Genomic DNA, 23703 nt, shown 5'->3' on the forward strand with positions numbered 1-23703 from the left:
GGTTTCGGAATTTAATCTTGACGATGACCTACTCTCACATGGGGAAACCCCACACTACCATCGGCGATGCATCGTTTCACTGCTGAGTTCGGGATGGGATCAGGTGGTTCCAATGCTCTATGGTCGTCAAGAAATTCGGGTACTGAGTCGTGGCCCGTTGGCCTCGCTTCAGCAAATTGGGTATGTGATAGCTTCGGTGTTTTGTGAGATTCGAACTTTCGGTTCGTTTCGTCTTCACACACCGCAATCTGGTCTCTTTGCCTTTTGGCTTGGAGTTACAAATTGCTTGGGTGTTATATGGTCAAGCCTCACGGGCAATTAGTACAGGTTAGCTCAACGCCTCACAGCGCTTACACACCCTGCCTATCAACGTCGTAGTCTTCGACGGCCCTTCAGGGGACTCAAGGTCCCAGTGAGATCTCATCTTGAGGCAAGTTTCCCGCTTAGATGCTTTCAGCGGTTATCTTTCCCGAACATAGCTACCCGGCAATGCCACTGGCGTGACAACCGGAACACCAGAGGTTCGTCCACTCCGGTCCTCTCGTACTAGGAGCAGCCCCTCTCAAATCTCAAACGTCCACGGCAGATAGGGACCGAACTGTCTCACGACGTTCTAAACCCAGCTCGCGTACCACTTTAAATGGCGAACAGCCATACCCTTGGGACCGGCTTCAGCCCCAGGATGTGATGAGCCGACATCGAGGTGCCAAACACCGCCGTCGATATGAACTCTTGGGCGGTATCAGCCTGTTATCCCCGGAGTACCTTTTATCCGTTGAGCGATGGCCCTTCCATACAGAACCACCGGATCACTAAGACCTACTTTCGTACCTGCTCGACGTGTCTGTCTCGCAGTCAAGCGCGCTTTTGCCTTTATACTCTACGACCGATTTCCGACCGGTCTGAGCGCACCTTCGTACTCCTCCGTTACTCTTTAGGAGGAGACCGCCCCAGTCAAACTACCCACCATACACTGTCCTCGATCCGGATAACGGACCTGAGTTAGAACCTCAAAGTTGCCAGGGTGGTATTTCAAGGATGGCTCCACGCGAACTGGCGTCCACGCTTCAAAGCCTCCCACCTATCCTACACAAGCAAATTCAAAGTCCAGTGCAAAGCTATAGTAAAGGTTCACGGGGTCTTTCCGTCTAGCCGCGGATACACTGCATCTTCACAGCGATTTCAATTTCACTGAGTCTCGGGTGGAGACAGCGCCGCCATCGTTACGCCATTCGTGCAGGTCGGAACTTACCCGACAAGGAATTTCGCTACCTTAGGACCGTTATAGTTACGGCCGCCGTTTACCGGGGCTTCGATCAAGAGCTTCGCGTTAGCTAACCCCATCAATTAACCTTCCGGCACCGGGCAGGCGTCACACCCTATACGTCCACTTTCGTGTTTGCAGAGTGCTGTGTTTTTAATAAACAGTCGCAGCGGCCTGGTATCTTCGACCGGCGTGGGCTTACGCAGCAAGTGCTTCACCCTCACCGGCGCACCTTCTCCCGAAGTTACGGTGCCATTTTGCCTAGTTCCTTCACCCGAGTTCTCTCAAGCGCCTTGGTATTCTCTACCCAACCACCTGTGTCGGTTTGGGGTACGGTTCCTGGTTACCTGAAGCTTAGAAGCTTTTCTTGGAAGCATGGCATCAACCACTTCGTCACCCAAAGGGTAACTCGTCATCAGCTCTCGGCCTTAGAATCCCGGATTTACCTAAGATTCCAGCCTACCACCTTAAACTTGGACAACCAACGCCAAGCTGGCCTAGCCTTCTCCGTCCCTCCATCGCAATAACCAGAAGTACAGGAATATTAACCTGTTTTCCATCGACTACGCTTTTCAGCCTCGCCTTAGGGACCGACTAACCCTGCGTCGATTAACGTTGCGCAGGAAACCTTGGTCTTTCGGCGTGGGTGTTTTTCACACCCATTGTCGTTACTCATGTCAGCATTCGCACTTCTGATACCTCCAGCAAGCTTCTCAACTCACCTTCACAGGCTTACAGAACGCTCCTCTACCGCATCACTTGCGTGATACCCGTAGCTTCGGTGTATGGTTTGAGCCCCGTTACATCTTCCGCGCAGGCCGACTCGACTAGTGAGCTATTACGCTTTCTTTAAAGGGTGGCTGCTTCTAAGCCAACCTCCTAGCTGTCTAAGCCTTCCCACATCGTTTCCCACTTAACCATAACTTTGGGACCTTAGCTGACGGTCTGGGTTGTTTCCCTTTTCACGACGGACGTTAGCACCCGCCGTGTGTCTCCCATGCTCGGCACTTGTAGGTATTCGGAGTTTGCATCGGTTTGGTAAGTCGGGATGACCCCCTAGCCGAAACAGTGCTCTACCCCCTACAGTGATACATGAGGCGCTACCTAAATAGCTTTCGAGGAGAACCAGCTATCTCCGAGCTTGATTAGCCTTTCACTCCGATCCACAGGTCATCCGCTAACTTTTCAACGGTAGTCGGTTCGGTCCTCCAGTTAGTGTTACCCAACCTTCAACCTGCCCATGGATAGATCGCCCGGTTTCGGGTCTATTCCCAGCGACTAGACGCCCTATTAAGACTCGCTTTCGCTACGCCTCCCCTATTCGGTTAAGCTCGCCACTGAAAATAAGTCGCTGACCCATTATACAAAAGGTACGCAGTCACCCAACAAAGTGGGCTCCCACTGCTTGTACGCATACGGTTTCAGGATCTATTTCACTCCCCTCTCCGGGGTTCTTTTCGCCTTTCCCTCACGGTACTAGTTCACTATCGGTCAGTCAGTAGTATTTAGCCTTGGAGGATGGTCCCCCCATATTCAGACAAAGTTTCTCGTGCTCCGTCCTACTCGATTTCACTTCTAAGATCCTTTCGCGTACAGGGCTATCACCCACTATGGCCGCACTTTCCAGAGCGTTCCGCTAAAATCAAAGAAGCTTAAGGGCTAGTCCCCGTTCGCTCGCCACTACTAAGGGAATCTCGGTTGATTTCTTTTCCTCAGGGTACTTAGATGTTTCAGTTCCCCTGGTTCGCCTCTTGCACCTATGTATTCAGTACAAGATAACCATCTTATGATGGCTGGGTTCCCCCATTCAGACATCTCCGGATCAAAGTCTGTTTGCCGACTCCCCGAAGCTTTTCGCAGGCTACCACGTCTTTCATCGCCTCTGACTGCCAAGGCATCCACCGTATGCGCTTCTTCACTTGACCATATAACCCCAAGCAATCTGGTTATACTGTGAAGACGACATTCGCCGAAAATTCGAATTTCTCAACTAAGAGAACTCACAAATTTTACCTTAGCCTGATCCGTTACCAGTGAAAGTAACGTCCAGTCTATCTTTCTATCACATACCCAAATTTTTAAAGAACGAACTAGTCAAAGACTAGAAATCAACATTCACCATCGAACCGATGGAATGCTCATTTCTAAGCTTTATACAATCGAAGCAGTAGTGGTGGAGCCAAGCGGGATCGAACCGCTGACCTCCTGCGTGCAAGGCAGGCGCTCTCCCAGCTGAGCTATGGCCCCGTATTTCTACAGGCGTTTCCCACACAAAATTGGTGGGTCTGGGCAGATTCGAACTGCCGACCTCACCCTTATCAGGGGTGCGCTCTAACCAACTGAGCTACAGACCCAATTTCGGGCTGCTTCTTTCGTCTTCTTCAATGAATCAAGCAATTCGTGTGGGAGCTCATGAAGCAGCTGCGGTCGTCGATTAAGGAGGTGATCCAGCCGCAGGTTCCCCTACGGCTACCTTGTTACGACTTCACCCCAGTCATGAATCACACCGTGGTAACCGTCCCCCCGAAGGTTAGACTAGCTACTTCTGGTGCAACCCACTCCCATGGTGTGACGGGCGGTGTGTACAAGGCCCGGGAACGTATTCACCGCGACATTCTGATTCGCGATTACTAGCGATTCCGACTTCACGCAGTCGAGTTGCAGACTGCGATCCGGACTACGATCGGTTTTGTGGGATTAGCTCCACCTCGCGGCTTGGCAACCCTCTGTACCGACCATTGTAGCACGTGTGTAGCCCAGGCCGTAAGGGCCATGATGACTTGACGTCATCCCCACCTTCCTCCGGTTTGTCACCGGCAGTCTCCTTAGAGTGCCCACCATGACGTGCTGGTAACTAAGGACAAGGGTTGCGCTCGTTACGGGACTTAACCCAACATCTCACGACACGAGCTGACGACAGCCATGCAGCACCTGTCTCAATGTTCCCGAAGGCACCAATCCATCTCTGGAAAGTTCATTGGATGTCAAGGCCTGGTAAGGTTCTTCGCGTTGCTTCGAATTAAACCACATGCTCCACCGCTTGTGCGGGCCCCCGTCAATTCATTTGAGTTTTAACCTTGCGGCCGTACTCCCCAGGCGGTCAACTTAATGCGTTAGCTGCGCCACTAAGAGCTCAAGGCTCCCAACGGCTAGTTGACATCGTTTACGGCGTGGACTACCAGGGTATCTAATCCTGTTTGCTCCCCACGCTTTCGCACCTCAGTGTCAGTATCAGTCCAGGTGGTCGCCTTCGCCACTGGTGTTCCTTCCTATATCTACGCATTTCACCGCTACACAGGAAATTCCACCACCCTCTACCATACTCTAGCTTGTCAGTTTTGAATGCAGTTCCCAGGTTGAGCCCGGGGCTTTCACATCCAACTTAACAAACCACCTACGCGCGCTTTACGCCCAGTAATTCCGATTAACGCTTGCACCCTCTGTATTACCGCGGCTGCTGGCACAGAGTTAGCCGGTGCTTATTCTGTCGGTAACGTCAAAACACTAACGTATTAGGTTAATGCCCTTCCTCCCAACTTAAAGTGCTTTACAATCCGAAGACCTTCTTCACACACGCGGCATGGCTGGATCAGGCTTTCGCCCATTGTCCAATATTCCCCACTGCTGCCTCCCGTAGGAGTCTGGACCGTGTCTCAGTTCCAGTGTGACTGATCATCCTCTCAGACCAGTTACGGATCGTCGCCTTGGTGAGCCATTACCCCACCAACTAGCTAATCCGACCTAGGCTCATCTGATAGCGCAAGGCCCGAAGGTCCCCTGCTTTCTCCCGTAGGACGTATGCGGTATTAGCGTCCGTTTCCGAGCGTTATCCCCCACTACCAGGCAGATTCCTAGGCATTACTCACCCGTCCGCCGCTCTCAAGAGGTGCAAGCACCTCTCTACCGCTCGACTTGCATGTGTTAGGCCTGCCGCCAGCGTTCAATCTGAGCCATGATCAAACTCTTCAGTTCAAACATCTTTGGGTTTTGAGAAAACCCTAAACTTGGCTCAGCAATCGTTGGTTACATCTTTGATTTCTCGCGGAGTAACTTGTGATGCTGATAATCTGTTGACTAGCAGTCTGACTCCACAAGCACCCACACGAATTGCTTGATTCAGTTGTTAAAGAGCGGTTGGCTGAGTCTTTCGTCTCAACCGAGGCGCGCATTCTACAGCGCCCCGTGCATCTGTCAAGCGGTTATTTTCAGAAGCTTTCAAAGTTTCCTTTGCAACTTCAACCACTTGCGCTTCCGATCTCTCGTTAGCGGGAGGCGAATTCTACAGCGTTACTCGCTGCTGTCAACACCTCTTTTTCACCGCTTTCGACCGAGAAGATCGAACCGCCGATAGAGCCAAACAACACCGCTCTACCTGCTCCTTCCGGGCTTCGATGACCTGAAGCCCAACACCTTCGAAACTTACTTAACTCATTGAATCTCAAGGAGTTTTCCGTTTCGACTGCGCCGGAAGTGGGGCGAATTATAGACTTCCAGAATCTGCCGTCAACACCTATTTTCAGCTTTATTCAGATTTCAGCGTAATACGCGCGAAAGCCTTCTTGCCAGCCTGACATACATGAGTAGAACCCAGCTCATATATATAGGTGCGATCCACAACCTCACCATCGATACGCACCCCACCCGAACCCAAAAGGTCTCGCGCCACCGCCGCGTTCTTGACCAGGCCTGCTTTATTAAGGACTGCCGCAATCGGCATATCCTCGGCAGCAGTCAACTCGATCTCCGGCAGATCATCCGGCAGCTCACCATCCTTCATACGATTACCCGCCGCACGATGAGCATTGGCCGCAGCCTCCTCACCATGGAAACGAGCAACAATCTCTTCAGCCAGCTTGATCTTGATATCACGCGGATTGGCTCCAGCCTCGACATCGGCACGGAACGCATTGATCTCATCCATGGACCGGAAACTCAACAGCTCGAAGTAACGCCACATCAGCACATCAGGAATGGAGACCAGCTTGCTGTACATGACGCCCGGCGCTTCCTGGATACCCACGTAGTTGCCCAGCGACTTGGACATTTTCTTCACACCATCCAGACCCTCCAGCAATGGCATGGTCAGGATGCACTGCGCTTCCTGACCATAACCACGCTGCAGCTCACGCCCCATCAACAGGTTGAACTTCTGGTCAGTACCGCCGAGCTCAACGTCCGCGCGCAACGCGACCGAGTCATAACCCTGTACAAGCGGGTAGAGGAACTCATGAATGGCAATTGGCTGATTGGATTTATAGCGCTTGTCGAAATCATCGCGCTCGAGCATACGAGCCACGGTGTATTGAGACGTCAGGCGAATGAAATCCGCCGGCCCCATCTGATCCATCCAAGTGGAATTGAAAGCCACTTCGGTCTTGGCCGGATCAAGAATCTTGAAAACCTGAGTCTTGTAAGTCTCGGCGTTATCGAGAACCTGCTCACGGGTCAGCGGCGGGCGCGTAGCACTCTTGCCGCTTGGATCACCGATCATCCCGGTGAAGTCACCTATAAGGAAGATGACCTGATGCCCCAGATCCTGGAACTGGCGCAGCTTATTAATAAGCACGGTATGCCCCAGGTGCAGATCGGGTGCCGTCGGATCGAAACCAGCCTTGATACGCAGCGGCTGCCCGCGCTTGAGCTTTTCGATCAGCTCGGACTCGACCAACAGTTCTTCCGCACCACGTTTGATCAGCGCTAGCTGCTCTTCAACCGACTTCATAACAGACCCGTAAGGCTCAGATTCAAAGGGCCCCAACCATACAAGATCGCGCACCAAATACAAGGTTTGCCCGGCGCACGGACGCCAATCCACAGAACAGAGCGTTCGCGGGCTTGCTTCGCAGGGGTTTTGGTTATATTTTATACAGTTATTTCATCTTCATCATGTCAGTCATCTTTTCCAATTCATCTTTTCAAAAGTCAAAATTACCTATGACCACAGAACCGTCTAAAGCGCCGCCGCTTTACCCGAAGACCCACCTGCTTGCCGCAAGTGGCATCGCAGCCCTCCTTAGCCTGGCGCTGCTGGTGTTTCCCTCCAGCGATGTTGAAGCCAAAAAGACGACCCTGAGTCTTGAACTGGAAAGCCCTGCTGAACAACTGACACAAGAACAAGACGCCGCCGAAGCCGTTCAAGCCACAAACGAACCGGCCGCCTCTCCTTTTGCGCAGATTGAAAACAGCCCGGAAGACACCACCGAGGCCGCCGCTCAGGCAGAAGCGCCTGCAGCAGAAGAAAAGAAAGGACCAGAGCATCGCGAAGTGATTGTTGCCAAGGGCGACACACTTTCCACCCTCTTCGAAAAGGTGGGCCTGCCCTCGACTTCGGTCCATGAAATCCTGGCCAGCGACAAGCAAGCCAAACAGTTCACTCAACTGCAGCGCGGCCAGAAACTCGAATTCGAACTCAATCCAGACGGACAGCTGGCCAACCTGCACACCAAGCTGAGCGACCTGGAAAGCATCACCCTGACCAAAAACGACAAGGGTTATGTATTCAATCGCGTTATCACCAAGCCTACCGTCCACTCGGCCTACGTTCATGGCGTCATCAACAGCTCATTGTCCCAGTCGGCTGCACGCGCAGGCCTTTCGCACAGCCTGACCATGGACATGGCCAGTGTATTTGGCTACGACATCGACTTCGCCCAGGACATTCGCCAGGGTGACGAATTCGACATCATCTATGAGCAGAAAGTGGTCAATGGAAAAAGCGTCGGCAACGGCCCGATTCTCTCCGCGCGCTTCACCAACCGCGGCAAGACATACACCGCCGTGCGCTACACCAACAAGCAAGGCAACAGCAGCTACTACACCGCCGACGGCAACAGCATGCGCAAGGCCTTCATCCGTACACCGGTTGATTTCGCCCGCATCAGCTCGAAGTTCTCCGCTGGCCGCAAGCATCCAATCCTGAACAAGATCCGCGCCCATAAAGGTGTCGACTACGCAGCTCCCCGTGGCACGCCAATCAAGGCTGCTGGCGACGGCAAGGTATTGCTGGCCGGACGTCGCGGCGGTTACGGCAACACCGTGATCATCCAGCACGGAAATACCTACCGCACGCTGTACGGCCACATGCAAGGTTTCGCCAAGGGCGTGAAGACTGGCGGCAGCGTCAAGCAAGGCCAGGTAATCGGATACATCGGTACTACCGGCCTGTCCACCGGCCCGCACTTGCACTATGAATTCCAGGTCAACGGCGTCCACGTCGATCCGCTTGGCCAGAAACTGCCGATGGCCGATCCGATCGCCAAGGGCGAACGCGCGCGCTTCCTGGCTCAAAGCCAACCCTTGATGGCTCGCATGGACCAAGAGAAAGCCACCATGCTGGCCTCGAGCAAGCGCTAAGCATGGCGCTCTATATCGGTGTGATGTCCGGGACCAGCCTGGATGGCTTGGATATCGCACTGATCGAACTGACCCCGGCGATCAAATTGATCGCCACGCACTACATCCCTATGCCCGCCGCCCTGCGCACCGAATTGCTCGGATTGTGCAGCAGTGGGCCCGATGAGATCGCCCGCTCCGCCATTGCCCAGCAAAGCTGGGTAAAGCTGGCTGCACAGGGTATCCATACCCTGCTCAACGAACAGAAACTCAAGCCTGAAGACATCACGGCGGTCGGCAGCCACGGCCAGACCATCCGCCATGAACCAGCCCGCGGGTTTACCGTACAGATTGGCAATCCGGCCTTGTTGAGTGAGTTGACCGGCATCGCCGTCGTCAGCGATTTCCGCAGCCGCGACGTCGCCGCCGGTGGACAAGGCGCCCCGCTGGTTCCGGCATTTCACGAAGCACTGTTCGAAGAACGAGTCGGCAATCGCGCCGTGCTGAATGTCGGCGGTTTCAGCAATCTCAGCCTGATAGAGCCGGCAAAACCCGTTGCGGGCTTCGACTGTGGCCCAGGCAACGTATTGCTCGATGCCTGGATACACCAACAACGAGGCGACCATTTCGATCGCGACGGACAATGGGCTGCCAGCGGGAAAGTCGAGCCAGTCTTGCTCAAGGCACTGCTCACCGATCCCTTCTTTGTCACCAAGGGTCCAAAAAGTACCGGGCGCGAAGTATTCAACCTGCCTTGGCTGACACAGCATTTATCGCAGTTGCCAGCCTTCGCCCCCGAAGACGTGCAGGCGACGTTGCTCGAACTGACAGCCCTGACCATCGTCGAATCACTCCAACATGCCCAGTCAAATACTCAGGAGTTGCTGGTCTGTGGCGGCGGCGCGCACAACCAGACGCTCATGCAGCGCCTGGCTGACTTGCTGCCGGATGCCAAAGTCAGCAGTACGGCGGTGTACGGCGTAGACCCGGATTGGGTTGAAGCCATGGCTTTCGCCTGGCTTGCCCATTGTTGCCTTGAAGGTATTCCAGGCAACCGCCCAAGTGTCACCGGCGCCCGCGGCCTGCGCGTACTCGGCGCCATCTACCCAGCCTGAATCCAATAATCACGGATAAAAAAACGCCGCAGGGCCCTAAGGCACTGCGGCGTTTTTATTGAAGCACTCAGATCGAGAACGAAGAACCGCACCCACAGGTCGTGGTCGCGTTTGGGTTCTTGATCACGAACCGAGAGCCTTCCAGGCCTTCCTGATAATCCACCTCGGCACCAGCCAGGTACTGGAAGCTCATTGGATCGACCACCAGGCTGACCCCTTCGCGCTCGACGATGGTGTCATCTTCGGCCACTTCTTCATCAAAAGTGAAACCGTACTGAAAACCGGAACAACCGCCGCCCGTTACAAACACGCGCAGCTTCAAACGATCATTGCCCTCTTCATCGACCAGGCTCTTCACCTTGTGCGCGGCACCGTGGGTGAATTGCAAAGCCGTGGGGGTGAAGGTTTCGACGCTCATGCTGAATATCTCCCGGCGCTTACGCCGCCATAATGCGTGATGGCGGGCATTATCCGCTTCTCCTAGAAAATCGGTCAACTATTTACAAGAGCAGCGGCGAACTACAAGCCCCAAGCTTGTAGCTGCCGACTTGAAGCGTGTGGCTGCCGTTACGGCAACATCCCTGCATGGGACAGCCCCAGGCGCTCATCCAGCCCGAACAGGATGTTCAGGTTCTGCACTGCCTGGCCGGACGCCCCCTTGACCAGGTTATCGATGACCGACAACACCACCACCAGATCACCGTCCTGCGGACGATGCACGGCGATCCGGCAAACGTTCGCACCGCGCACGCTGCGGGTTTCCGGGTGGCTGCCGGCCGGCATTACGTCGACGAACGGTTCGTTGACGTAACGCTTTTCAAACAACGCCTGCAAGTCCACCGAACGATCGACGACGGTTGCATAAAGAGTGGAGTGGATGCCACGAATCATCGGGGTCAGGTGCGGCACGAAGGTCAAGCCGACGTCCTTGCCCGCAGCCCGGCGCAATCCCTGGCGAATTTCCGGCAGGTGGCGATGCCCCTTGACCGCGTACGCCTTCATGCTTTCCGAGGTTTCGGAATACAGCGAGCCGACACTGGCGCCACGCCCGGCACCGCTGACACCGGATTTGCAATCGGCAATCAGACGCGAAGCATCGGCAAGACCGGCCTCGAGTAGCGGCAGGAACCCCAGCTGCGTCGCCGTCGGATAGCAACCCGGTACCGCGATCAGTCGGGCCTGCTTGATTTTCTCACGATTGACTTCCGGCAATCCATAGACCGCCTCGTCGAGCAGATCCGGCGCGCCGTGAGGTTGACCGTACCACTTGGCCCATTCATCGGCGTCCTGCAGGCGGAAGTCCGCCGACAGGTCGATGACCTTGGTCCCGGCAGCCAGCAGTTCACCCGCCAGGGCGTGGGCGACACCGTGGGGCGTGGCGAAGAACACCACATCGCAGGCGCCGAGGGTCTTGACGTCCGGAACGCTGAACGCCAGGCCGTCGTAATGGCCTCGCAGGTTCGGGTACATGTCGGCAACGGCCAGGCCGGCCTCGGATCGGGAAGTGATGACCACCACCTCAGCTTGCGGATGCTGTGCCAACAGACGCAGCAGTTCGACACCGGTGTACCCCGTGCCGCCGACGATACCGACCTTGACCATAAACCTGCCCTCAACGAACCCACTGGAAAGCCGTCGATGATAGGGGCCGCAGGGCCCGGCGACAACCGCCAAGGTGACGTGCGGACGCTCTAACCTCTACTATCGGGCTACCGTGAATCCTGGGAATAACTAAAAATGCTCTATCTGTGGCTCAAAGCACTTCACATCGTCAGCATGGTCTGCTGGTTCGCCGGCCTGTTCTACCTGCCTCGCCTGTTTGTCTATCACGCCCAAAGCGAGGACAGCGTCAGCAAAGAACGTTTCAGCGTCATGGAGCGCAAGTTGTACCGCGGCATCATGGGCCCGGCGATGATTGCCACGCTCGTATTCGGCATCTGGCTGCTCAGTCTCAACGCCGGCGCCTATTTCACCCAAGGAGGCTGGATGCACGCCAAGCTGACCCTGGTCGTGCTGCTGATCGGTTACCACCATATGTGCGGCGCCCAGGTAAAGCGCTTCGCCCGTGGCGAAAACACCCGCAGCCATGTCTTTTATCGCTGGTTCAATGAAGTGCCGGTTCTGATATTGCTGGCTATCGTAATTCTGGTCGTAGTCCGACCGTTCTGATCTCCAATCAGCATCCATTATCCGGGGTACTTCCAATGTCGTTGCCCGCTCTGCTTGAACAACGCTTGCGCCTGCCTGTCGTGGCCGCGCCAATGTTCCTGATTTCCAATCCGCAACTGGTGCTGGCCTGCTGCCGCAACGGCATCGTCGGCAGTTTTCCGGCGTTGAACCAGCGCGAAAGCAGTGGCTTCAAGGCCTGGCTCGAGGAAATCGAAGCAGGCCTGGCGACCCTGGAGAATCCGGCACCCTACGCCGTGAACCTGATCGTCCATCACAGCAACCCGCGGCTTCAAGCCGACTTGGCCATCTGCATCGAACACAAGGTGCCGATTGTCATCACCAGCCTGGGCGCGGTGAAGGAGTTGGTGGATGCCGTCCATGCTTATGGCGGGCTGGTGTTCCATGACGTGACGACCCGGCGTCATGCCGAGAAAGCCGCCGAGGCCGGTGTCGATGGCTTGATCGCCGTTGCCGCCGGTGCAGGTGGGCATGCCGGAACATGGAGCCCGTTTTCACTAGTCGCCGAGATCCGGCAGTTTTTCGACAAAACCGTGCTGCTTGCAGGATGCCTGAACCACGGCCATCAGATTTTGGCCGCACAATTGCTCGGCGCCGATCTGGCCTACTTCGGCACGCGCTTTATCGCTACGAGCGAAAGCCACGCCCCTGACGCTTATAAAGAGATGTTGCTCACATCCAGAGCCGCAGACATCGTGCATACTCCCGCTGTATCCGGAGTGCCGGCCAGTTTCATGCGCCAGAGCCTGGAGAACGCCGGTTTCGATCTGGCCGCTCTGCAGAACAAGGGCGAGGTGAATTTTGGCTCGAAACTCAAACCGCTGAACGATGAAGCCAAGGCCTGGAAAACCGTATGGTCCGCTGGCCAGGGCGTGGGTGAAATCGATGATTTGCCCAGCGTCGATCAGTTGGTGGCACGCCTGGATGAAGAATACCGTCAGGCACATGCCCGGGCGGCGCAGCTTGGCGGGCAATGGCCCCGCGGAAGCAACCCCATAAAAACAGTTATTTAACTTTCAGAGACAAGGATGCCGGGCATGAGCGAAACCCGTTTCAACATTGTATTCGACGGAGGCCTGATGCCGGGCGTCGATACCACCACAGCCAAACTCAACCTCGCCGACCTGTTTAAAAGCGACATCAGCGCCATTGAACGGCTGTTCACTGGTCGCAAGGTAGCCCTTAAAAGCAACCTGTCCCAGAGCGAAGCGCAGCAATACCTGGAGGCGCTCAACAGGAGCGGAATCGATGCCCGAATCGAAGCTGAACCTGCCCTCCAACTGAGCCTCGGCGAAGTACAGGAGTCGCCACAACAGCCGAGTGGGCACCACCCGGAATCTATCGTCGACCCCGTCTCGCCGTATGCGCCTCCCCGGGCCGAAGTGGGTGAAACACTCGCCGAGTACGGCACCCTCAAGCCGTTCAGCTTCGATGGGCGTATCGGCCGTTTGCGCTACCTGGCCTGGACCATGGTGTTGACCCTGGCCTTACTGCCCTTGGTTGGCCTGGGCTTCTGGTTAGCCACGGCCTGGCTGCTGGCTTCCGACTCGATAGCGGGACTCATCGTCGGCGGCCTGCTCGGCGCAGCCGTCGTACTTGCCTTTGCCTTCGTGAGTATCCAGTTCAACGTACAGCGCCTGCATGACCTCGGCTGGTCGGGGTGGTTGTGGCTGGTCAACCTCGTTCCATTCGTGGGCAGCATCTTCCCCTTCATCCTCATCATTGCTCCGGGCAATACCGGCGCAAACCAGTATGGCCCGCCGCCACCGCGCAATACCACGGCGGTCAAACTGCTGGCGTCGCTTTGGCTTGTGATGATCGTCCTGATTTTCATGGCTACCTTTGCCGGCATCTTCGGAGCCCTCCAGGAGGACTACGACAGCAGTACCCTGAGCAGCTATGAAAGCAGCGAGTCCAGCACCGACACCGCTGAAGAACCAGCCGTCGAGGCAGCCGAGCCCGCTTCGCCTTCTGTAGACTATGAAGAAGAAGAGGAACAATAAGCGCGCTTCATGCCGGTGACAGCCCAGTCGCCTGGCGGCGGGCTGTTGCGATGGAGAACTGCATGACCCGTTACGCACTGATCACTGGCGCTTCCAGCGGCATTGGCCTGGCCATGGCCGAAGCGCTGGCCCGGCGCGGCCGCAACTTGATACTGGTGGCTCGACAACGTGATCGGCTGGAAAGTATTGCAATCGAACTGACTCAGCGGTTTGGCGTGGAGGTGTTGTTCCGGGCTTGCGACCTGGGCGAACCGCTGAGGCTTTCAGGCTTTCTCCTGGAACTGGAGGAAGGTGAGCGGCAGATCGACCTGCTGGTCAATTGTGCAGGCATCGGCACCAGCGGGCCGTTCCTGGGCCAGGACTGGATGACCGAACAGGACCTGATCGAAGTCAACATCCTCGCCCTGACACGGCTTTGTCACGCTATCGGCAACAGTATGGCGCTGCTTGGCGGCGGCCAGATCCTCAACGTTGCCTCGATTGCCGCGTTCCAGCCCGGCCCCTGGATGAGTACCTATTACGCCAGCAAGGCCTATGTGCTGCACTTCTCCGAAGCCCTGCGGGTCGAGCTGAAGAAATGCTCGATCAAGGTCTCGGTGCTTTGCCCTGGCCCGACCCGGACCGGCTTCTTTTCCAGGGCGCAGATGGACGAACAGAAACTCATCGACAGCAAGTTGTTGATGAGCCCGGAAGAGGTGGCCCTGTACGCCGTGCGCGCGCTGGACCGCAACCGCGCCATCATCATTCCCGGACGCCGCAACCGCTGGCTGGCCGCACTGCCGCGACTGGGGTCGCGATGGCTGGTACGAACCATCGCCGGCATGATCAACAAGGCTTATTGCCCGCGCTGATCCCTTCAAGTTGAATAACCAGGCGCCTCAACCGGAGCCTTCAAGACACCCGACCTCGACGAACCCAACGGAGAAAACAGCTGTGGATACTCTGTTTACCAAGATCATCAACCGGGAAATCCCGGCGAAGATCATTTACGAGGATGACCAGGTATTGGCCTTCCACGACATCGCCCCGCAGGCGCCTGTACATTTTTTGGTCATACCGAAAAAACCGATCCGCACCCTCAATGACCTGGCCGAAGAAGACAAAGGCCTGGCTGGACACATTTTGTTCACTGCCCAGCGCCTGGCGCTTGAATTGGGCTGTGAAGAAGGTTTTCGCGTGGTGATGAATTGCAATGAACTGGGTGGGCAAACGGTCTATCACATTCATATGCATGTGCTGGGGCAGCGCCAGATGAACTGGCCGCCGGGCTGATACCCCTGACCCAACGCAAATCTTCGGCGGTCGATTGGGTTAAACTGACCGCTGTGATTTTTCCCGGAGGTAAGCATGACTACCCAACGTCACTACTCGCCGATTGACCGCCTGTTGCTGCAAGCTGATACCGCGATGCGCACGCTGCTGCCCTTCAGTGGCCAGCCGTACCGCCCATCACCGGCTATCGTGCAACCAGACGCGCAACTGAGTGACGAGCAAACCCGACACGTCGCCGGACTGATGCGTATCAACCACACCGGCGAAGTCTGTGCCCAGGCGCTGTATCAGGGCCAGGCGCTGACAGCGAAGCTACCGCAGGTGCGTGAGGCAATGGAGCATGCCGCCGAGGAAGAAATCGACCATCTGGTCTGGTGTGAACAACGGATTCGCCAGCTGGGCAGTCATACCAGCGTCCTGAATCCGCTGTTCTATGGAATGTCATTCGGGATCGGCGCCGTTGCCGGCCTGATCAGCGACAAAGTCAGCCTCGGCTTCGTTGCCGCGACCGAGCATCAAGTGTGCAAGCATTTGAATGAACACCTCGAACAACTGCCGGCCGAGGATGAAAAATCCCGGGCGATCCTTGAGCAGATGCGCGTGGACGAGGAACACCATGCCGAGAGTGCACTCGAGGCCGGTGGCTTCCGTTTTCCGGCCCCGGTGAAGTTCGGCATGAGCCTGCTGGCCAAGGTCATGACCAAGAGCACTTATCGGATTTGACGGCAATTGGGGACTGACTAGCTCATTCCCACGGAAACTAAAAAGGCGACTCCTCCAAGGGAAGTCGCCTTTTTTCTATCCGAAACTTCAATAAGGCCAGTCGATTATCGACTCAACCCAACTCGATGATTTCATAATCGTGGGTGATTTCGACCCCAGCGGCGCCGAGCATGATCGAAGCCGAGCAGTACTTCTCGGCGGACAGCTCGATGGCGCGCTTGACCTGCGTTTCCTTCAGGGCGCGCCCCTTCACCACGAAGTGCATGTGGATCTTGGTAAACACTTTGGGATCTTCAGTGGCGCGCTCTGCCTCCAGGAAAGCTTCGCAGCTTTCGACGGCCTGGCGGGACTTTTTAAGAATGCTGACCACGTCAAAATTGCTGCAACCGCCTACGCCCAGCAGGAGCATCTCCATCGGCCGAACACCCAGGTTCCGCCCACCGGCCTCTGGCGGGCCGTCCATGACGACCACATGACCACTGCCTGACTCACCGAGGAACATGGCTTCGCCAGCCCATTGGATGCGTGCCTTCATCGCCAAGACTCCACTGTTAAAAAAGGGTCGCCAGCTTAGCACAGCGCTCCGGCAGGACCGCTCTTCGTCTTAGGAGACCTGACCGAGCAGCATGTAGGTAAATTCTCAAATCAATTAAGGACGCCTCTGTTAAGCTGGCCATACGCCAACTCGCTGGCGTATGGCCAGCTTTTAGCGATAGCCATTCGCGCTTATAAAAAAACCAAACCACCACACCGCGCAGTCTTTCGGGATACAACCATGGTTGCCATTACTCCCACGTTCAAGATCAAGAATCTCGACAAACTCTTGATGCATTGCCAGCGCCGCCGCTATCCAGCCAAACACAACATCATTTGTGCGGGAGATCGCTCCGACACGCTGTTTTTCATCATCAAGGGTTCGGTCACTATCCTGATAGAAGATGACGACGGTCGGGAAATGATCATCGCCTACCTCAATTCCGGAGATTTTTTCGGCGAGCTGGGGTTGTTCGAACAGGCGGGCAAGGAACAGGAACGCAGTGCCTGGGTACGGACCAAGATTGAATGTGAAGTTGCGGAAATCAGCTACGCCAAATTCCGAGAACTGTCCCTGCAAGACCCGGACATTCTTTACGTCCTCAGCGGACAAATCGCACAGCGCCTGCGCAATACCACCCGCAAGGTGGGCGATCTCGCATTTTTCGACGTCACCGGACGTGTCGCACGCTGCCTGTTGGAACTGTGCAAGCAACCCGATGCCATGACCCACCCGGACGGCATGCAGATCAAAGTGACCCGTCAGGAGATTGGTCGGATTGTCGGTTGTTCGCGTGAAATGGTCGGTCGCGTACTCAAGGACCTGGAAGAGCGCAACCTGGTCAGCGTCAAAGGCAAGACCATGGTGGTGTTCGGAACGCGTTAGGCGCCCAGCAGATTGGTCAGCAGCTCCCGGTACAAAGCATCGAGCCGCTCCAGCGCGTGAGGGGCCGGGAATTTTTCATGCAGGGCAATATGACTCTCGGCACGCACTCGCTGCTCCAGGCCACAGGCCTCATTGAAGCGATTGACTGCCGCGACCATGGACTCGCGCTCGTTCTCCAGCAAAAGCGCGCCATGAACCAGCCCCACCGGACGTTGACCACCCTTGCTCTGGCGCCAGCGCTGAGCGGTGCCGACCATTTTCCGGCCGTCGAGATTGACGTTGAAGCGCCCGTCACAGAAAGCTCCCTCCACCTCTCCCAGTGAAGCCATTCCGCCCAGCTCATCCAACAACTGGCAGATGGGATCGCACAACCGGCGATACCCGGTTTCGATACGTCCGTGGTCGCCTTCGCTGCGCGGTGGTGCGTAGACCAGGGCGATATTGACGGTGGCAGCCGACTGCGGCACCGGTTCGCCACCGGTTTCGCGCAACAGCACCGGCCAACCGTTGGCGGCCGATACTTCACAGGCGTGTTCAAACCCCGGCAGGCGACTCAAGCGACGCGGCATCACCAGTGCACGATCGTTGGGCTGCCAGAACAGCAAGCCGAACTCGGCGTCGCCCGCGCAGATGCTGGCCAACAGATCCTGTTCAGCTTGCAGACCAGCTTCGACGGTGAGGAAAATCACAGGCGACATGGATCAATCCAGCGTCGAGCCGCTCACCGGCAGGCCACGTTCAGGAAAGAACAGTCGCTGCAATTCCGTACCCGGGTTCTCGGCGCGCATGAACGCTTCGCCCACCAGGAACGAGTACACATCGCTGACTTCCATCAGCTCGACATCGGCCCGGTTGAGGATGCCGCTTTCGGTGATGACCAGGCGATCGCGTGGAATGCGCGGCAACAGGTCCAGGGTAGTTTCCAGGCTCACTTCGAAAGTGTGCAGGTTGCGATTGTTCACGCCGACCAGTTTGGTATCGAGGGTTTTCAGGGCTCGTTCCAACTCGTCACCGTCGTGGACTTCCACTAGGACATCCAGCCCGACGCTTTTGGCAACGGCCGCCAGCTCGGCCATTTTCACATCGTCCAAGGCGGAAACGATCAACAGCACGCAGTCGGCGCCCAGCGCACGCGCCTCGACGATCTGGTAGGGGTCGATCATGAAATCCTTGCGGATTACCGGCAACTTGCACGCCGCCCGCGCCTGTTTCAGGTAGTCGTCGGCCCCTTGAAAAAAGTCGACGTCGGTCAGCACCGAGAGGCAGGTCGCGCCGCCCTTCTCGTAGCTTCGCGCGATGTCGGCCGGGACGAAGTGTTCACGAATCACGCCCTTGCTGGGGGACGCCTTCTTGATTTCGGCAATCACCGCTGGCTGTTTTTTCTTGGCCTGATCGATCAGAGCCTGGGCAAAGCCGCGCGGCGCATCCGCTGAACGCGCCAGGTTTTCCAGCTCGGCCAGACTGACGCGAGCGCTGCGCTCGGCCACTTCCTGGACCTTGCGAGCCAGAATTTTTTCCAGAACCGTTGGCACGCTCATCCTTCGTTCTCCACTTTGAATACGGCGGTAAATGCACCCAGCTCTTCGAGTTTTTCCCTGGCCAGGCCAGTGTGCAGCGCATCATGGGCCAGTTCTACGCCTTGCTTGAGGCTGCTGGCGTGGTCGGCGGCGTACAACGCAGCGCCGGCATTGAGCACGATCATCTCAGCGGCTTTCTGGCCATTCTCGGTCTTGCGGCGACCCAGGGCATCGCGGATCAGCTCCAGCGACTGGGCCGGGCCATCGACCGCCAGGCCATGCAAGCTCTGGCTCTTCATGCCAAGGTCTTCAGGTTCGACCCAATACTCGCTGATCTGATCATTTTTTAGTTCGGCCACGAATGTGGGCGCCGCCAGGCTGAACTCATCCAGCCCATCCTTCGAATGGACCACCAGCACGTGCTTGCTGCCCAGGCGTTGCAGAACTTCAGCCAATGGTCGGCACAGCGCCTGGCTGAACACCCCAACCACTTGATGCTTCACGCCGGCCGGATTCGTAAGCGGACCGAGCATGTTGAACAGCGTACGCAGTCCCAGCTCACGACGGGGCCCCGCGGCGTGTTTCATGGCGCTATGGTGGGTCTGGGCAAACATGAAACCGATGCCGACGTTATCGATGCAGCGTGCTACCTGGATCGGCGTCAGGTTCAGGTAGATGCCGGCCGCCTCCAGCAGATCGGCACTGCCGCTCTTGCCGGAAACTGCCCGATTGCCGTGTTTGGCAACGGTGCAACCGGCCGCCGCGACGACAAACGACGAAGCCGTGGAAACGTTAAAGATATTGGCGCCGTCACCGCCGGTACCGACCACATCCACCACACCGTCCAGCGTCTTGAGTTCGACCTTGTCCGCCAGCTCACGCATCGCCGAAACCGCACCGACGATTTCATCGATGCTCTCACTCTTCATGCGCATGGCCATCATGAACGCGCCGATCTGCGCATCCGTGCATTGTCCAGTCATGATTTCGCGCATCACGTCGCGCATCTCGTCGGTGCTCAGGTCGAGATGGCCGACGATACGGCTCAGGGCTGTCTTGATATCCATGAAAAGTCCTTAGCGCGTGCCGCCGGTTTGTTTGAGAAAGTTGGCGAACAGTTCGTGGCCCTGCTCGGTGAGAATAGACTCGGGATGGAATTGCACACCCTCGATATTCAATGTCTTGTGGCGCAGCCCCATGATTTCATCGACCGAGCCGTCTTCAAGCTGGGTCCAGGCCGTCAGCTCCAGGCAGTCCGGCAGAGTTTCGCGCTTGACGATCAGGGAGTGGTAGCGGGTTACGGTAAGCGGATGATTCAGCCCCTCGAACACGCCCTTGTCCTCGTGAAATACCGGGCTAGTCTTACCGTGCATGACTTGTCGGGCGCGCACCACGTCACCGCCGAACGCTTGGCCGATCGACTGATGTCCCAGGCAAACACCGAGGATCGGCAACTTGCCGGCGAAATACTTGATGGCGGCGATGGAAATGCCCGCTTCGGTCGGCGTGCACGGGCCGGGTGAAACCACGATGCGCTCAGGCTTGAGGGCTTCGATTTCGGCGATGGTCAATTCGTCGTTGCGCACGACCTTGACCTCGGAGCCCAGCTCGCCGAGGTACTGCACAACGTTGTAGGTAAAAGAGTCGTAGTTATCGATCATCAGCAACATGGCGTAAGCAACCTATTGAATTCACTGACTTTAAATACAGCCTTCAGAGCAAAGAAGCCCCTTGGCCACAGGTTGTTATGGAGGACTTCAGTCGCCTGAAGTCTGCTCCGCCAGCGCCACGGCGCGGAACATGGCCCGTCGCTTGTTCAGGGTCTCTTCCCACTCCAGCGCCGGCACCGAGTCGGCGACGATGCCGCCGCCGGCCTGCACATGCAGTTCACCGTTCTTGATGACCGCGGTGCGAATGGCAATGGCGGTGTCCATGTTGCCGTTCCAGGCGAAGTAACCCACGGCCCCGCCGTACACGCCCCGCTTGACCGGCTCCAGTTCGTCGATGATTTCCATCGCGCGGATTTTCGGCGCGCCGGACAAGGTGCCCGCCGGAAGAATCGCCCGCAAGGCGTCCATCGCCGTCAGCCCGGCCTTCAACTGGCCGGTGACGTTGGAGACGATGTGCATCACGTTGGAGTAGCGCTCGATGACCATCTTCTCGGTGAGCTTCACCGAGCCGATTTCCGAGACCCGCCCGGTGTCGTTGCGCCCCAGGTCAATCAGCATCAGGTGCTCGGCGATTTCCTTGTCATCCGACAGCAGGTCCTCTTCCAGCGCCCGGTCAGCTTCCTCCGTGGCGCCACGGGGGCGAGTCCCGGCGATCGGCCGTACCGTGATCAGGTTGTCTTCGACCCGCACCAGCACTTCCGGCGAACTGCCCACGACATGGAAGTCGCCGAAGTTGAAGAAGTACATGTAGGGCGTCGGATTGAAACAGCGCAGCGCCCGATAGAGATCGATGGGCGCCGCCTTGAAGTCGATGGACATCCGTTGCGACGGCACGACCTGCATGCAGTCACCGGCGAGGATGTACTCCTTGATGGTATCGACGGCCCGTTCGTAATCGTCCTGGGTGAAACTGGAACGGAATACCGGGTCGGCCGCCGACTGCTTGCTGAAGTCCAGGCCGGGGCGCGGAGCGATCGGCTGACGTAACTTTTCCAACAGTGCCTGCAGGCTTTGTTGACCTTGCTCGTAGGCATCTTCCTGGGACGGATCGGCCAGGACGATAGCGTGCATCTTGCCGGCGAGGTTATCGAAAACGACGACCGCATCAGACACCATCAGCAAAATATCCGGCACGCCCAGCGGATCGGGGTTCGGGCAGGTGCCCAGGCGTTTTTCCACGTAACGCACGCAGTCATAGCCGAAATACCCCACCAGGCCTCCGTTGAAACGCGGCAGGCCGGGGATGGTCGGCACGTTGTAGCGGGCCTTGAAGGTTTCAACGAATGCCAACGGGTCTTCGACTTCGAGGCTTTCGATTTCGACACCGTCGTGGGTCACGCTGACGCGGTGGTCATGGACCCGCAGCACCGTACGGCACGGCAGGCCGATGATGGAATAACGGCCCCATTTCTCGCCGCCCTGCACCGATTCGAGCAAGTAGGAGTTGGGTTGGTCGGCCAACTTGAGGTAGATCGACAGCGGTGTGTCGAAGTCGGCCAGGGTTTCACAAGCAAGGGGGATGCGGTTGTAGCCGGCAGCGGCTAGACGCAGGAATTCTTCGCGGATCATGGGGTGCCTCGTGGCAAGAGGAGCTGACAGTCAGGTATGCAAACGCGCCGGATAACCGGCCAGGATCACGTCAGGTGCGCCAACGCCAGCGGGCCAGGGCCTTCATGACTTTCATCCAGAGTTTGCGAGTGACCACCACGATGGCGTTTCCAGAAGAGGATTGAACAGCGTCGGGCAACGTTATCTCAGCGGCCGGGTCCAGGCAACCGGGAATTAACAGACGCAAATCGTCGATCACCAGCGTCGGAAACTCTTCGGCGATTGGCCTGCCGTGGTTGTAGCCATAACTCAGCGCCACGCATTTGACCCCCGCCGCCTTGGCCGCCAGCACATCACTGCGCGAGTCGCCGACGAACAGGGATTGGGAAGCCGGGATGTTGGCCATTTTCATCACGAAAAACAGCGCGGCCGGATCCGGCTTTTTTTGTGGCAAGGTATCGCCGCCGATGATCCAACGGAAATAGCGGCCGATTTTCATCTGGTCCAGCAACGGCGCAACGAAGCGCTCCGGCTTGTTGGTAATCAGCGCCATTTCCACGCCCTGCTTTTTCAGCCACTTGAGGGTGGAGCGCACGCCGGGATAGACCACCGTCAGTTGGTGATTGTCTTCGTAGGCTTCATTGAACAACGCCAGCGCCCGCTCGGCCTCGGCATCCTCGACACCTTGGGCATCGATGTCATTGGCCAAGGCCCGGCGCACCAGCATGGGCGCGCCGTTGCCGACCCAGCGGCGCACCGAGTCGATACCGGCAGGCGGGCGTCCAAGCTTGAGCAGCATCGTATCCACGGCCGCCGCGAGGTCCGGGACCGAATCGACCAATGTGCCATCGAGGTCGAACATCACCAGACGCGGCAAGCTGCCGGGGAACAACTGCTCGAAGCCGCTCATGGGCGCGCCAGGGCCAGTTCGGCGCGCATTTTTGCAATCACCTCTTCGTAGTTCGGTGCGTTGAAGATCGCCGAACCCGCGACGAACGTATCGGCGCCGGCCGCGGCGATTTCACGGATATTGTTCACGTTCACGCCACCGTCGATTTCCAGGCGGATATCACGGCCCGAGGCATCGATCAGCGCACGGGCTTCGCGCAGCTTGTCGAGCGTACCCGGGATGAACTTCTGCCCGCCGAAGCCAGGATTGACGCTCATCAGCAGGATCATGTCGACCTTGTCCATCACGTACTTGAGCACGTCGAGGGGCGTGGCCGGGTTGAACACCAGGCCGGCCTTGCAACCGCCTTCGCGGATCAACTGCAGGGAGCGGTCGATGTGCTGCGTGGCTTCAGGGTGGAAAGTGATGTAGGTAGCACCGGCTTCGATGAAGTCACCAACGATGCGGTCCACCGGGCTGACCATCAGGTGCGCGTCGATCGGCGCGGTGACGCCGTACTTGCGCAGCGCCGCGCAGACCATCGGGCCGATGGTCAGGTTGGGCACGTAGTGGTTGTCCATGACATCGAAGTGGACGATGTCGGCCCCGGCGGCCAGAACGTTGTCCACTTCCTCGCCCAGGCGGGCGAAGTCGGCAGAGAGAATCGACGGAGCAATAGCGAAGGGCTGCATGACGCACCTGTTTTGAGCGAAATCACGATGGCGCGCATTGTATACCTCAAGATTTGGCGCGCCCACCGTGA

Annotated in this window: 20 protein-coding genes, 2 tRNA genes and 3 rRNA genes; 9 read left to right on the top strand and 16 right to left on the bottom strand. The window is 57.3% G+C overall.

What is annotated here, in order from left to right; genetic code table 11:
* Positions 1-15: 15 nt before the first annotated feature.
* From rrf to tyrS, 6 genes are all read right to left on the bottom strand, one after another.
* Positions 16-131: ribosomal RNA gene (rrf, locus tag HU749_RS27000) — 5S ribosomal RNA — on the bottom strand.
* A 166-nt stretch (positions 132-297) separates the two neighbouring features.
* Positions 298-3189: ribosomal RNA gene (locus HU749_RS27005) — 23S ribosomal RNA — on the bottom strand.
* A 246-nt stretch (positions 3190-3435) separates the two neighbouring features.
* Positions 3436-3511 (bottom strand) — tRNA-Ala (locus HU749_RS27010).
* 30 nt (positions 3512-3541) lie between these two features.
* A tRNA-Ile gene (locus HU749_RS27015) sits at positions 3542-3618 on the bottom strand.
* A gap of 81 nt (positions 3619-3699) precedes the next feature.
* A 16S ribosomal RNA gene (locus HU749_RS27020) occupies positions 3700-5236 on the bottom strand.
* The 16S, 23S and 5S rRNA genes sit together here with 2 tRNA genes alongside, the layout of an rRNA operon.
* Before the next feature lie 550 nt (positions 5237-5786).
* Positions 5787-6986 carry a tyrosine--tRNA ligase gene (gene tyrS, locus HU749_RS27025; RefSeq protein WP_046064577.1) on the bottom strand — a complete coding sequence of 400 codons (1200 nt, stop codon included), beginning with the start codon at positions 6984-6986 and terminating at the stop codon, positions 5787-5789.
* A gap of 212 nt (positions 6987-7198) precedes the next feature.
* On the opposite strand from tyrS, the gene HU749_RS27030 reads away from it, so the two are divergent.
* Together HU749_RS27030 and HU749_RS27035 are read left to right on the top strand one after the other, a co-directional pair.
* Positions 7199-8617 (top strand): peptidoglycan DD-metalloendopeptidase family protein, encoded by a 1419-nt coding sequence (locus tag HU749_RS27030; protein WP_046064576.1) that lies wholly within the window; start codon positions 7199-7201, stop codon positions 8615-8617.
* A gap of 2 nt (positions 8618-8619) precedes the next feature.
* Positions 8620-9711 carry an anhydro-N-acetylmuramic acid kinase gene (locus tag HU749_RS27035; protein ID WP_079302800.1) on the top strand — a complete coding sequence of 364 codons (1092 nt, stop codon included), beginning with the start codon at positions 8620-8622 and terminating at the stop codon, positions 9709-9711.
* A gap of 67 nt (positions 9712-9778) precedes the next feature.
* On the opposite strand, the gene erpA is transcribed toward HU749_RS27035, so the two are convergent.
* Positions 9779-10129, bottom strand: coding sequence for an iron-sulfur cluster insertion protein ErpA (erpA, locus tag HU749_RS27040; RefSeq protein WP_003177727.1), 351 nt, complete (start codon positions 10127-10129; stop codon positions 9779-9781).
* A 149-nt stretch (positions 10130-10278) separates the two neighbouring features.
* Complete coding sequence (gene argC / locus HU749_RS27045; protein ID WP_079302801.1) at positions 10279-11313, bottom strand: N-acetyl-gamma-glutamyl-phosphate reductase; 1035 nt, start codon at positions 11311-11313, stop codon at positions 10279-10281.
* A gap of 135 nt (positions 11314-11448) precedes the next feature.
* On the opposite strand from argC, the gene hemJ reads away from it, so the two are divergent.
* The 6 genes from hemJ to coq7 all read left to right on the top strand — a co-directional run bounded on the left by hemJ (position 11449) and on the right by coq7 (position 15896).
* Positions 11449-11880 carry a protoporphyrinogen oxidase HemJ gene (hemJ, locus tag HU749_RS27050; protein WP_003206117.1) on the top strand — a complete coding sequence of 144 codons (432 nt, stop codon included), beginning with the start codon at positions 11449-11451 and terminating at the stop codon, positions 11878-11880.
* Positions 11881-11915: 35 nt separating this feature from the next.
* A complete protein-coding gene (locus HU749_RS27055; RefSeq protein ID WP_079302802.1) occupies positions 11916-12911 on the top strand; it encodes an NAD(P)H-dependent flavin oxidoreductase in 996 nt (331 codons plus the stop codon).
* 24 nt (positions 12912-12935) lie between these two features.
* Positions 12936-13901, top strand: a complete 966-nt coding sequence (locus tag HU749_RS27060; RefSeq protein WP_079302803.1) for a DUF805 domain-containing protein — start codon at positions 12936-12938, stop codon at positions 13899-13901.
* 62 nt (positions 13902-13963) lie between these two features.
* The gene (locus HU749_RS27065; RefSeq protein WP_018607174.1) at positions 13964-14752 is read left to right on the top strand and encodes an SDR family NAD(P)-dependent oxidoreductase; all 789 of its coding nucleotides are present in this window, start codon (positions 13964-13966) and stop codon (positions 14750-14752) included.
* An 82-nt stretch (positions 14753-14834) separates the two neighbouring features.
* Positions 14835-15173 (top strand): histidine triad nucleotide-binding protein, encoded by a 339-nt coding sequence (locus HU749_RS27070; protein WP_003206124.1) that lies wholly within the window; start codon positions 14835-14837, stop codon positions 15171-15173.
* Between the two features lie 75 nt (positions 15174-15248).
* Complete coding sequence (gene coq7 / locus HU749_RS27075; RefSeq protein WP_014340488.1) at positions 15249-15896, top strand: 2-polyprenyl-3-methyl-6-methoxy-1,4-benzoquinone monooxygenase; 648 nt, start codon at positions 15249-15251, stop codon at positions 15894-15896.
* A 112-nt stretch (positions 15897-16008) separates the two neighbouring features.
* On the opposite strand, the gene HU749_RS27080 is transcribed toward coq7, so the two are convergent.
* Positions 16009-16431, bottom strand: a complete 423-nt coding sequence (locus tag HU749_RS27080) for an OsmC family protein (RefSeq protein WP_079302804.1) — start codon at positions 16429-16431, stop codon at positions 16009-16011.
* A gap of 240 nt (positions 16432-16671) precedes the next feature.
* Here HU749_RS27080 and crp point away from each other — a divergent pair, with 240 nt between their 5' ends.
* Positions 16672-17316, top strand: coding sequence for a cAMP-activated global transcriptional regulator CRP (gene crp / locus HU749_RS27085; protein WP_046064570.1), 645 nt, complete (start codon positions 16672-16674; stop codon positions 17314-17316).
* Here the strand turns inward: crp and HU749_RS27090 are convergent.
* The 7 genes from HU749_RS27090 to rpe form a co-directional block, all read right to left on the bottom strand.
* Positions 17313-18014, bottom strand: coding sequence for a lipoate--protein ligase family protein (locus tag HU749_RS27090; RefSeq protein ID WP_014340491.1), 702 nt, complete (start codon positions 18012-18014; stop codon positions 17313-17315). The genes crp and HU749_RS27090 overlap by 4 nt on opposite strands.
* 3 nt (positions 18015-18017) lie before the next feature.
* Positions 18018-18854, bottom strand: a complete 837-nt coding sequence (gene trpC / locus HU749_RS27095) for an indole-3-glycerol phosphate synthase TrpC (RefSeq protein ID WP_186652098.1) — start codon at positions 18852-18854, stop codon at positions 18018-18020.
* On the bottom strand, positions 18851-19900 hold the full coding sequence (gene trpD, locus HU749_RS27100) for an anthranilate phosphoribosyltransferase (RefSeq protein ID WP_046064569.1): 1050 nt from the start codon (positions 19898-19900) through the stop codon (positions 18851-18853). The genes trpC and trpD overlap by 4 nt, the downstream gene beginning before the upstream one ends.
* A 9-nt stretch (positions 19901-19909) precedes the next feature.
* Positions 19910-20503 (bottom strand): aminodeoxychorismate/anthranilate synthase component II, encoded by a 594-nt coding sequence (locus HU749_RS27105; RefSeq protein WP_014340494.1) that lies wholly within the window; start codon positions 20501-20503, stop codon positions 19910-19912.
* A gap of 87 nt (positions 20504-20590) precedes the next feature.
* Entirely contained in the window at positions 20591-22072 is a 1482-nt protein-coding gene (gene trpE / locus HU749_RS27110; protein ID WP_079302808.1) for an anthranilate synthase component I, read from the bottom strand.
* Positions 22073-22142: 70 nt separating this feature from the next.
* On the bottom strand, positions 22143-22961 hold the full coding sequence (locus HU749_RS27115; RefSeq protein WP_186652100.1) for a phosphoglycolate phosphatase: 819 nt from the start codon (positions 22959-22961) through the stop codon (positions 22143-22145).
* Positions 22958-23632: a ribulose-phosphate 3-epimerase gene (gene rpe, locus HU749_RS27120; RefSeq protein ID WP_014340498.1), complete on the bottom strand. Its 675-nt coding sequence runs from the start codon at positions 23630-23632 to the stop codon at positions 22958-22960. The genes HU749_RS27115 and rpe overlap by 4 nt, the downstream gene beginning before the upstream one ends.
* Positions 23633-23703 lie beyond the last annotated feature (71 nt).

The organism is Pseudomonas ogarae (assembly GCF_014268695.2).
Classification (GTDB): Bacteria; Pseudomonadota; Gammaproteobacteria; order Pseudomonadales; family Pseudomonadaceae; genus Aquipseudomonas; species Aquipseudomonas kilonensis.

What these genes read in the sequence shown, in the direction of transcription:
- tyrS (WP_046064577.1), bottom strand. Translation starts at nt 6,986, where the DNA reads ATGAAGTCGGTTGAAGAGCAGCTAGCGCTGATCAAACGTGGTGCGGAA.
- HU749_RS27030 (WP_046064576.1), top strand. Translation starts at nt 7,199, where the DNA reads ATGACCACAGAACCGTCTAAAGCGCCGCCGCTTTACCCGAAGACCCAC.
- HU749_RS27035 (WP_079302800.1), top strand. Translation starts at nt 8,620, where the DNA reads ATGGCGCTCTATATCGGTGTGATGTCCGGGACCAGCCTGGATGGCTTG.
- erpA (WP_003177727.1), bottom strand. Translation starts at nt 10,129, where the DNA reads ATGAGCGTCGAAACCTTCACCCCCACGGCTTTGCAATTCACCCACGGT.
- argC (WP_079302801.1), bottom strand. Translation starts at nt 11,313, where the DNA reads ATGGTCAAGGTCGGTATCGTCGGCGGCACGGGGTACACCGGTGTCGAA.
- hemJ (WP_003206117.1), top strand. Translation starts at nt 11,449, where the DNA reads ATGCTCTATCTGTGGCTCAAAGCACTTCACATCGTCAGCATGGTCTGC.
- HU749_RS27055 (WP_079302802.1), top strand. Translation starts at nt 11,916, where the DNA reads ATGTCGTTGCCCGCTCTGCTTGAACAACGCTTGCGCCTGCCTGTCGTG.
- HU749_RS27060 (WP_079302803.1), top strand. Translation starts at nt 12,936, where the DNA reads ATGAGCGAAACCCGTTTCAACATTGTATTCGACGGAGGCCTGATGCCG.
- HU749_RS27065 (WP_018607174.1), top strand. Translation starts at nt 13,964, where the DNA reads ATGACCCGTTACGCACTGATCACTGGCGCTTCCAGCGGCATTGGCCTG.
- coq7 (WP_014340488.1), top strand. Translation starts at nt 15,249, where the DNA reads ATGACTACCCAACGTCACTACTCGCCGATTGACCGCCTGTTGCTGCAA.
- HU749_RS27080 (WP_079302804.1), bottom strand. Translation starts at nt 16,431, where the DNA reads ATGAAGGCACGCATCCAATGGGCTGGCGAAGCCATGTTCCTCGGTGAG.
- crp (WP_046064570.1), top strand. Translation starts at nt 16,672, where the DNA reads ATGGTTGCCATTACTCCCACGTTCAAGATCAAGAATCTCGACAAACTC.
- HU749_RS27090 (WP_014340491.1), bottom strand. Translation starts at nt 18,014, where the DNA reads ATGTCGCCTGTGATTTTCCTCACCGTCGAAGCTGGTCTGCAAGCTGAA.
- trpC (WP_186652098.1), bottom strand. Translation starts at nt 18,854, where the DNA reads ATGAGCGTGCCAACGGTTCTGGAAAAAATTCTGGCTCGCAAGGTCCAG.
- trpD (WP_046064569.1), bottom strand. Translation starts at nt 19,900, where the DNA reads ATGGATATCAAGACAGCCCTGAGCCGTATCGTCGGCCATCTCGACCTG.
- HU749_RS27105 (WP_014340494.1), bottom strand. Translation starts at nt 20,503, where the DNA reads ATGTTGCTGATGATCGATAACTACGACTCTTTTACCTACAACGTTGTG.
- trpE (WP_079302808.1), bottom strand. Translation starts at nt 22,072, where the DNA reads ATGATCCGCGAAGAATTCCTGCGTCTAGCCGCTGCCGGCTACAACCGC.
- HU749_RS27115 (WP_186652100.1), bottom strand. Translation starts at nt 22,961, where the DNA reads ATGAGCGGCTTCGAGCAGTTGTTCCCCGGCAGCTTGCCGCGTCTGGTG.
- rpe (WP_014340498.1), bottom strand. Translation starts at nt 23,632, where the DNA reads ATGCAGCCCTTCGCTATTGCTCCGTCGATTCTCTCTGCCGACTTCGCC.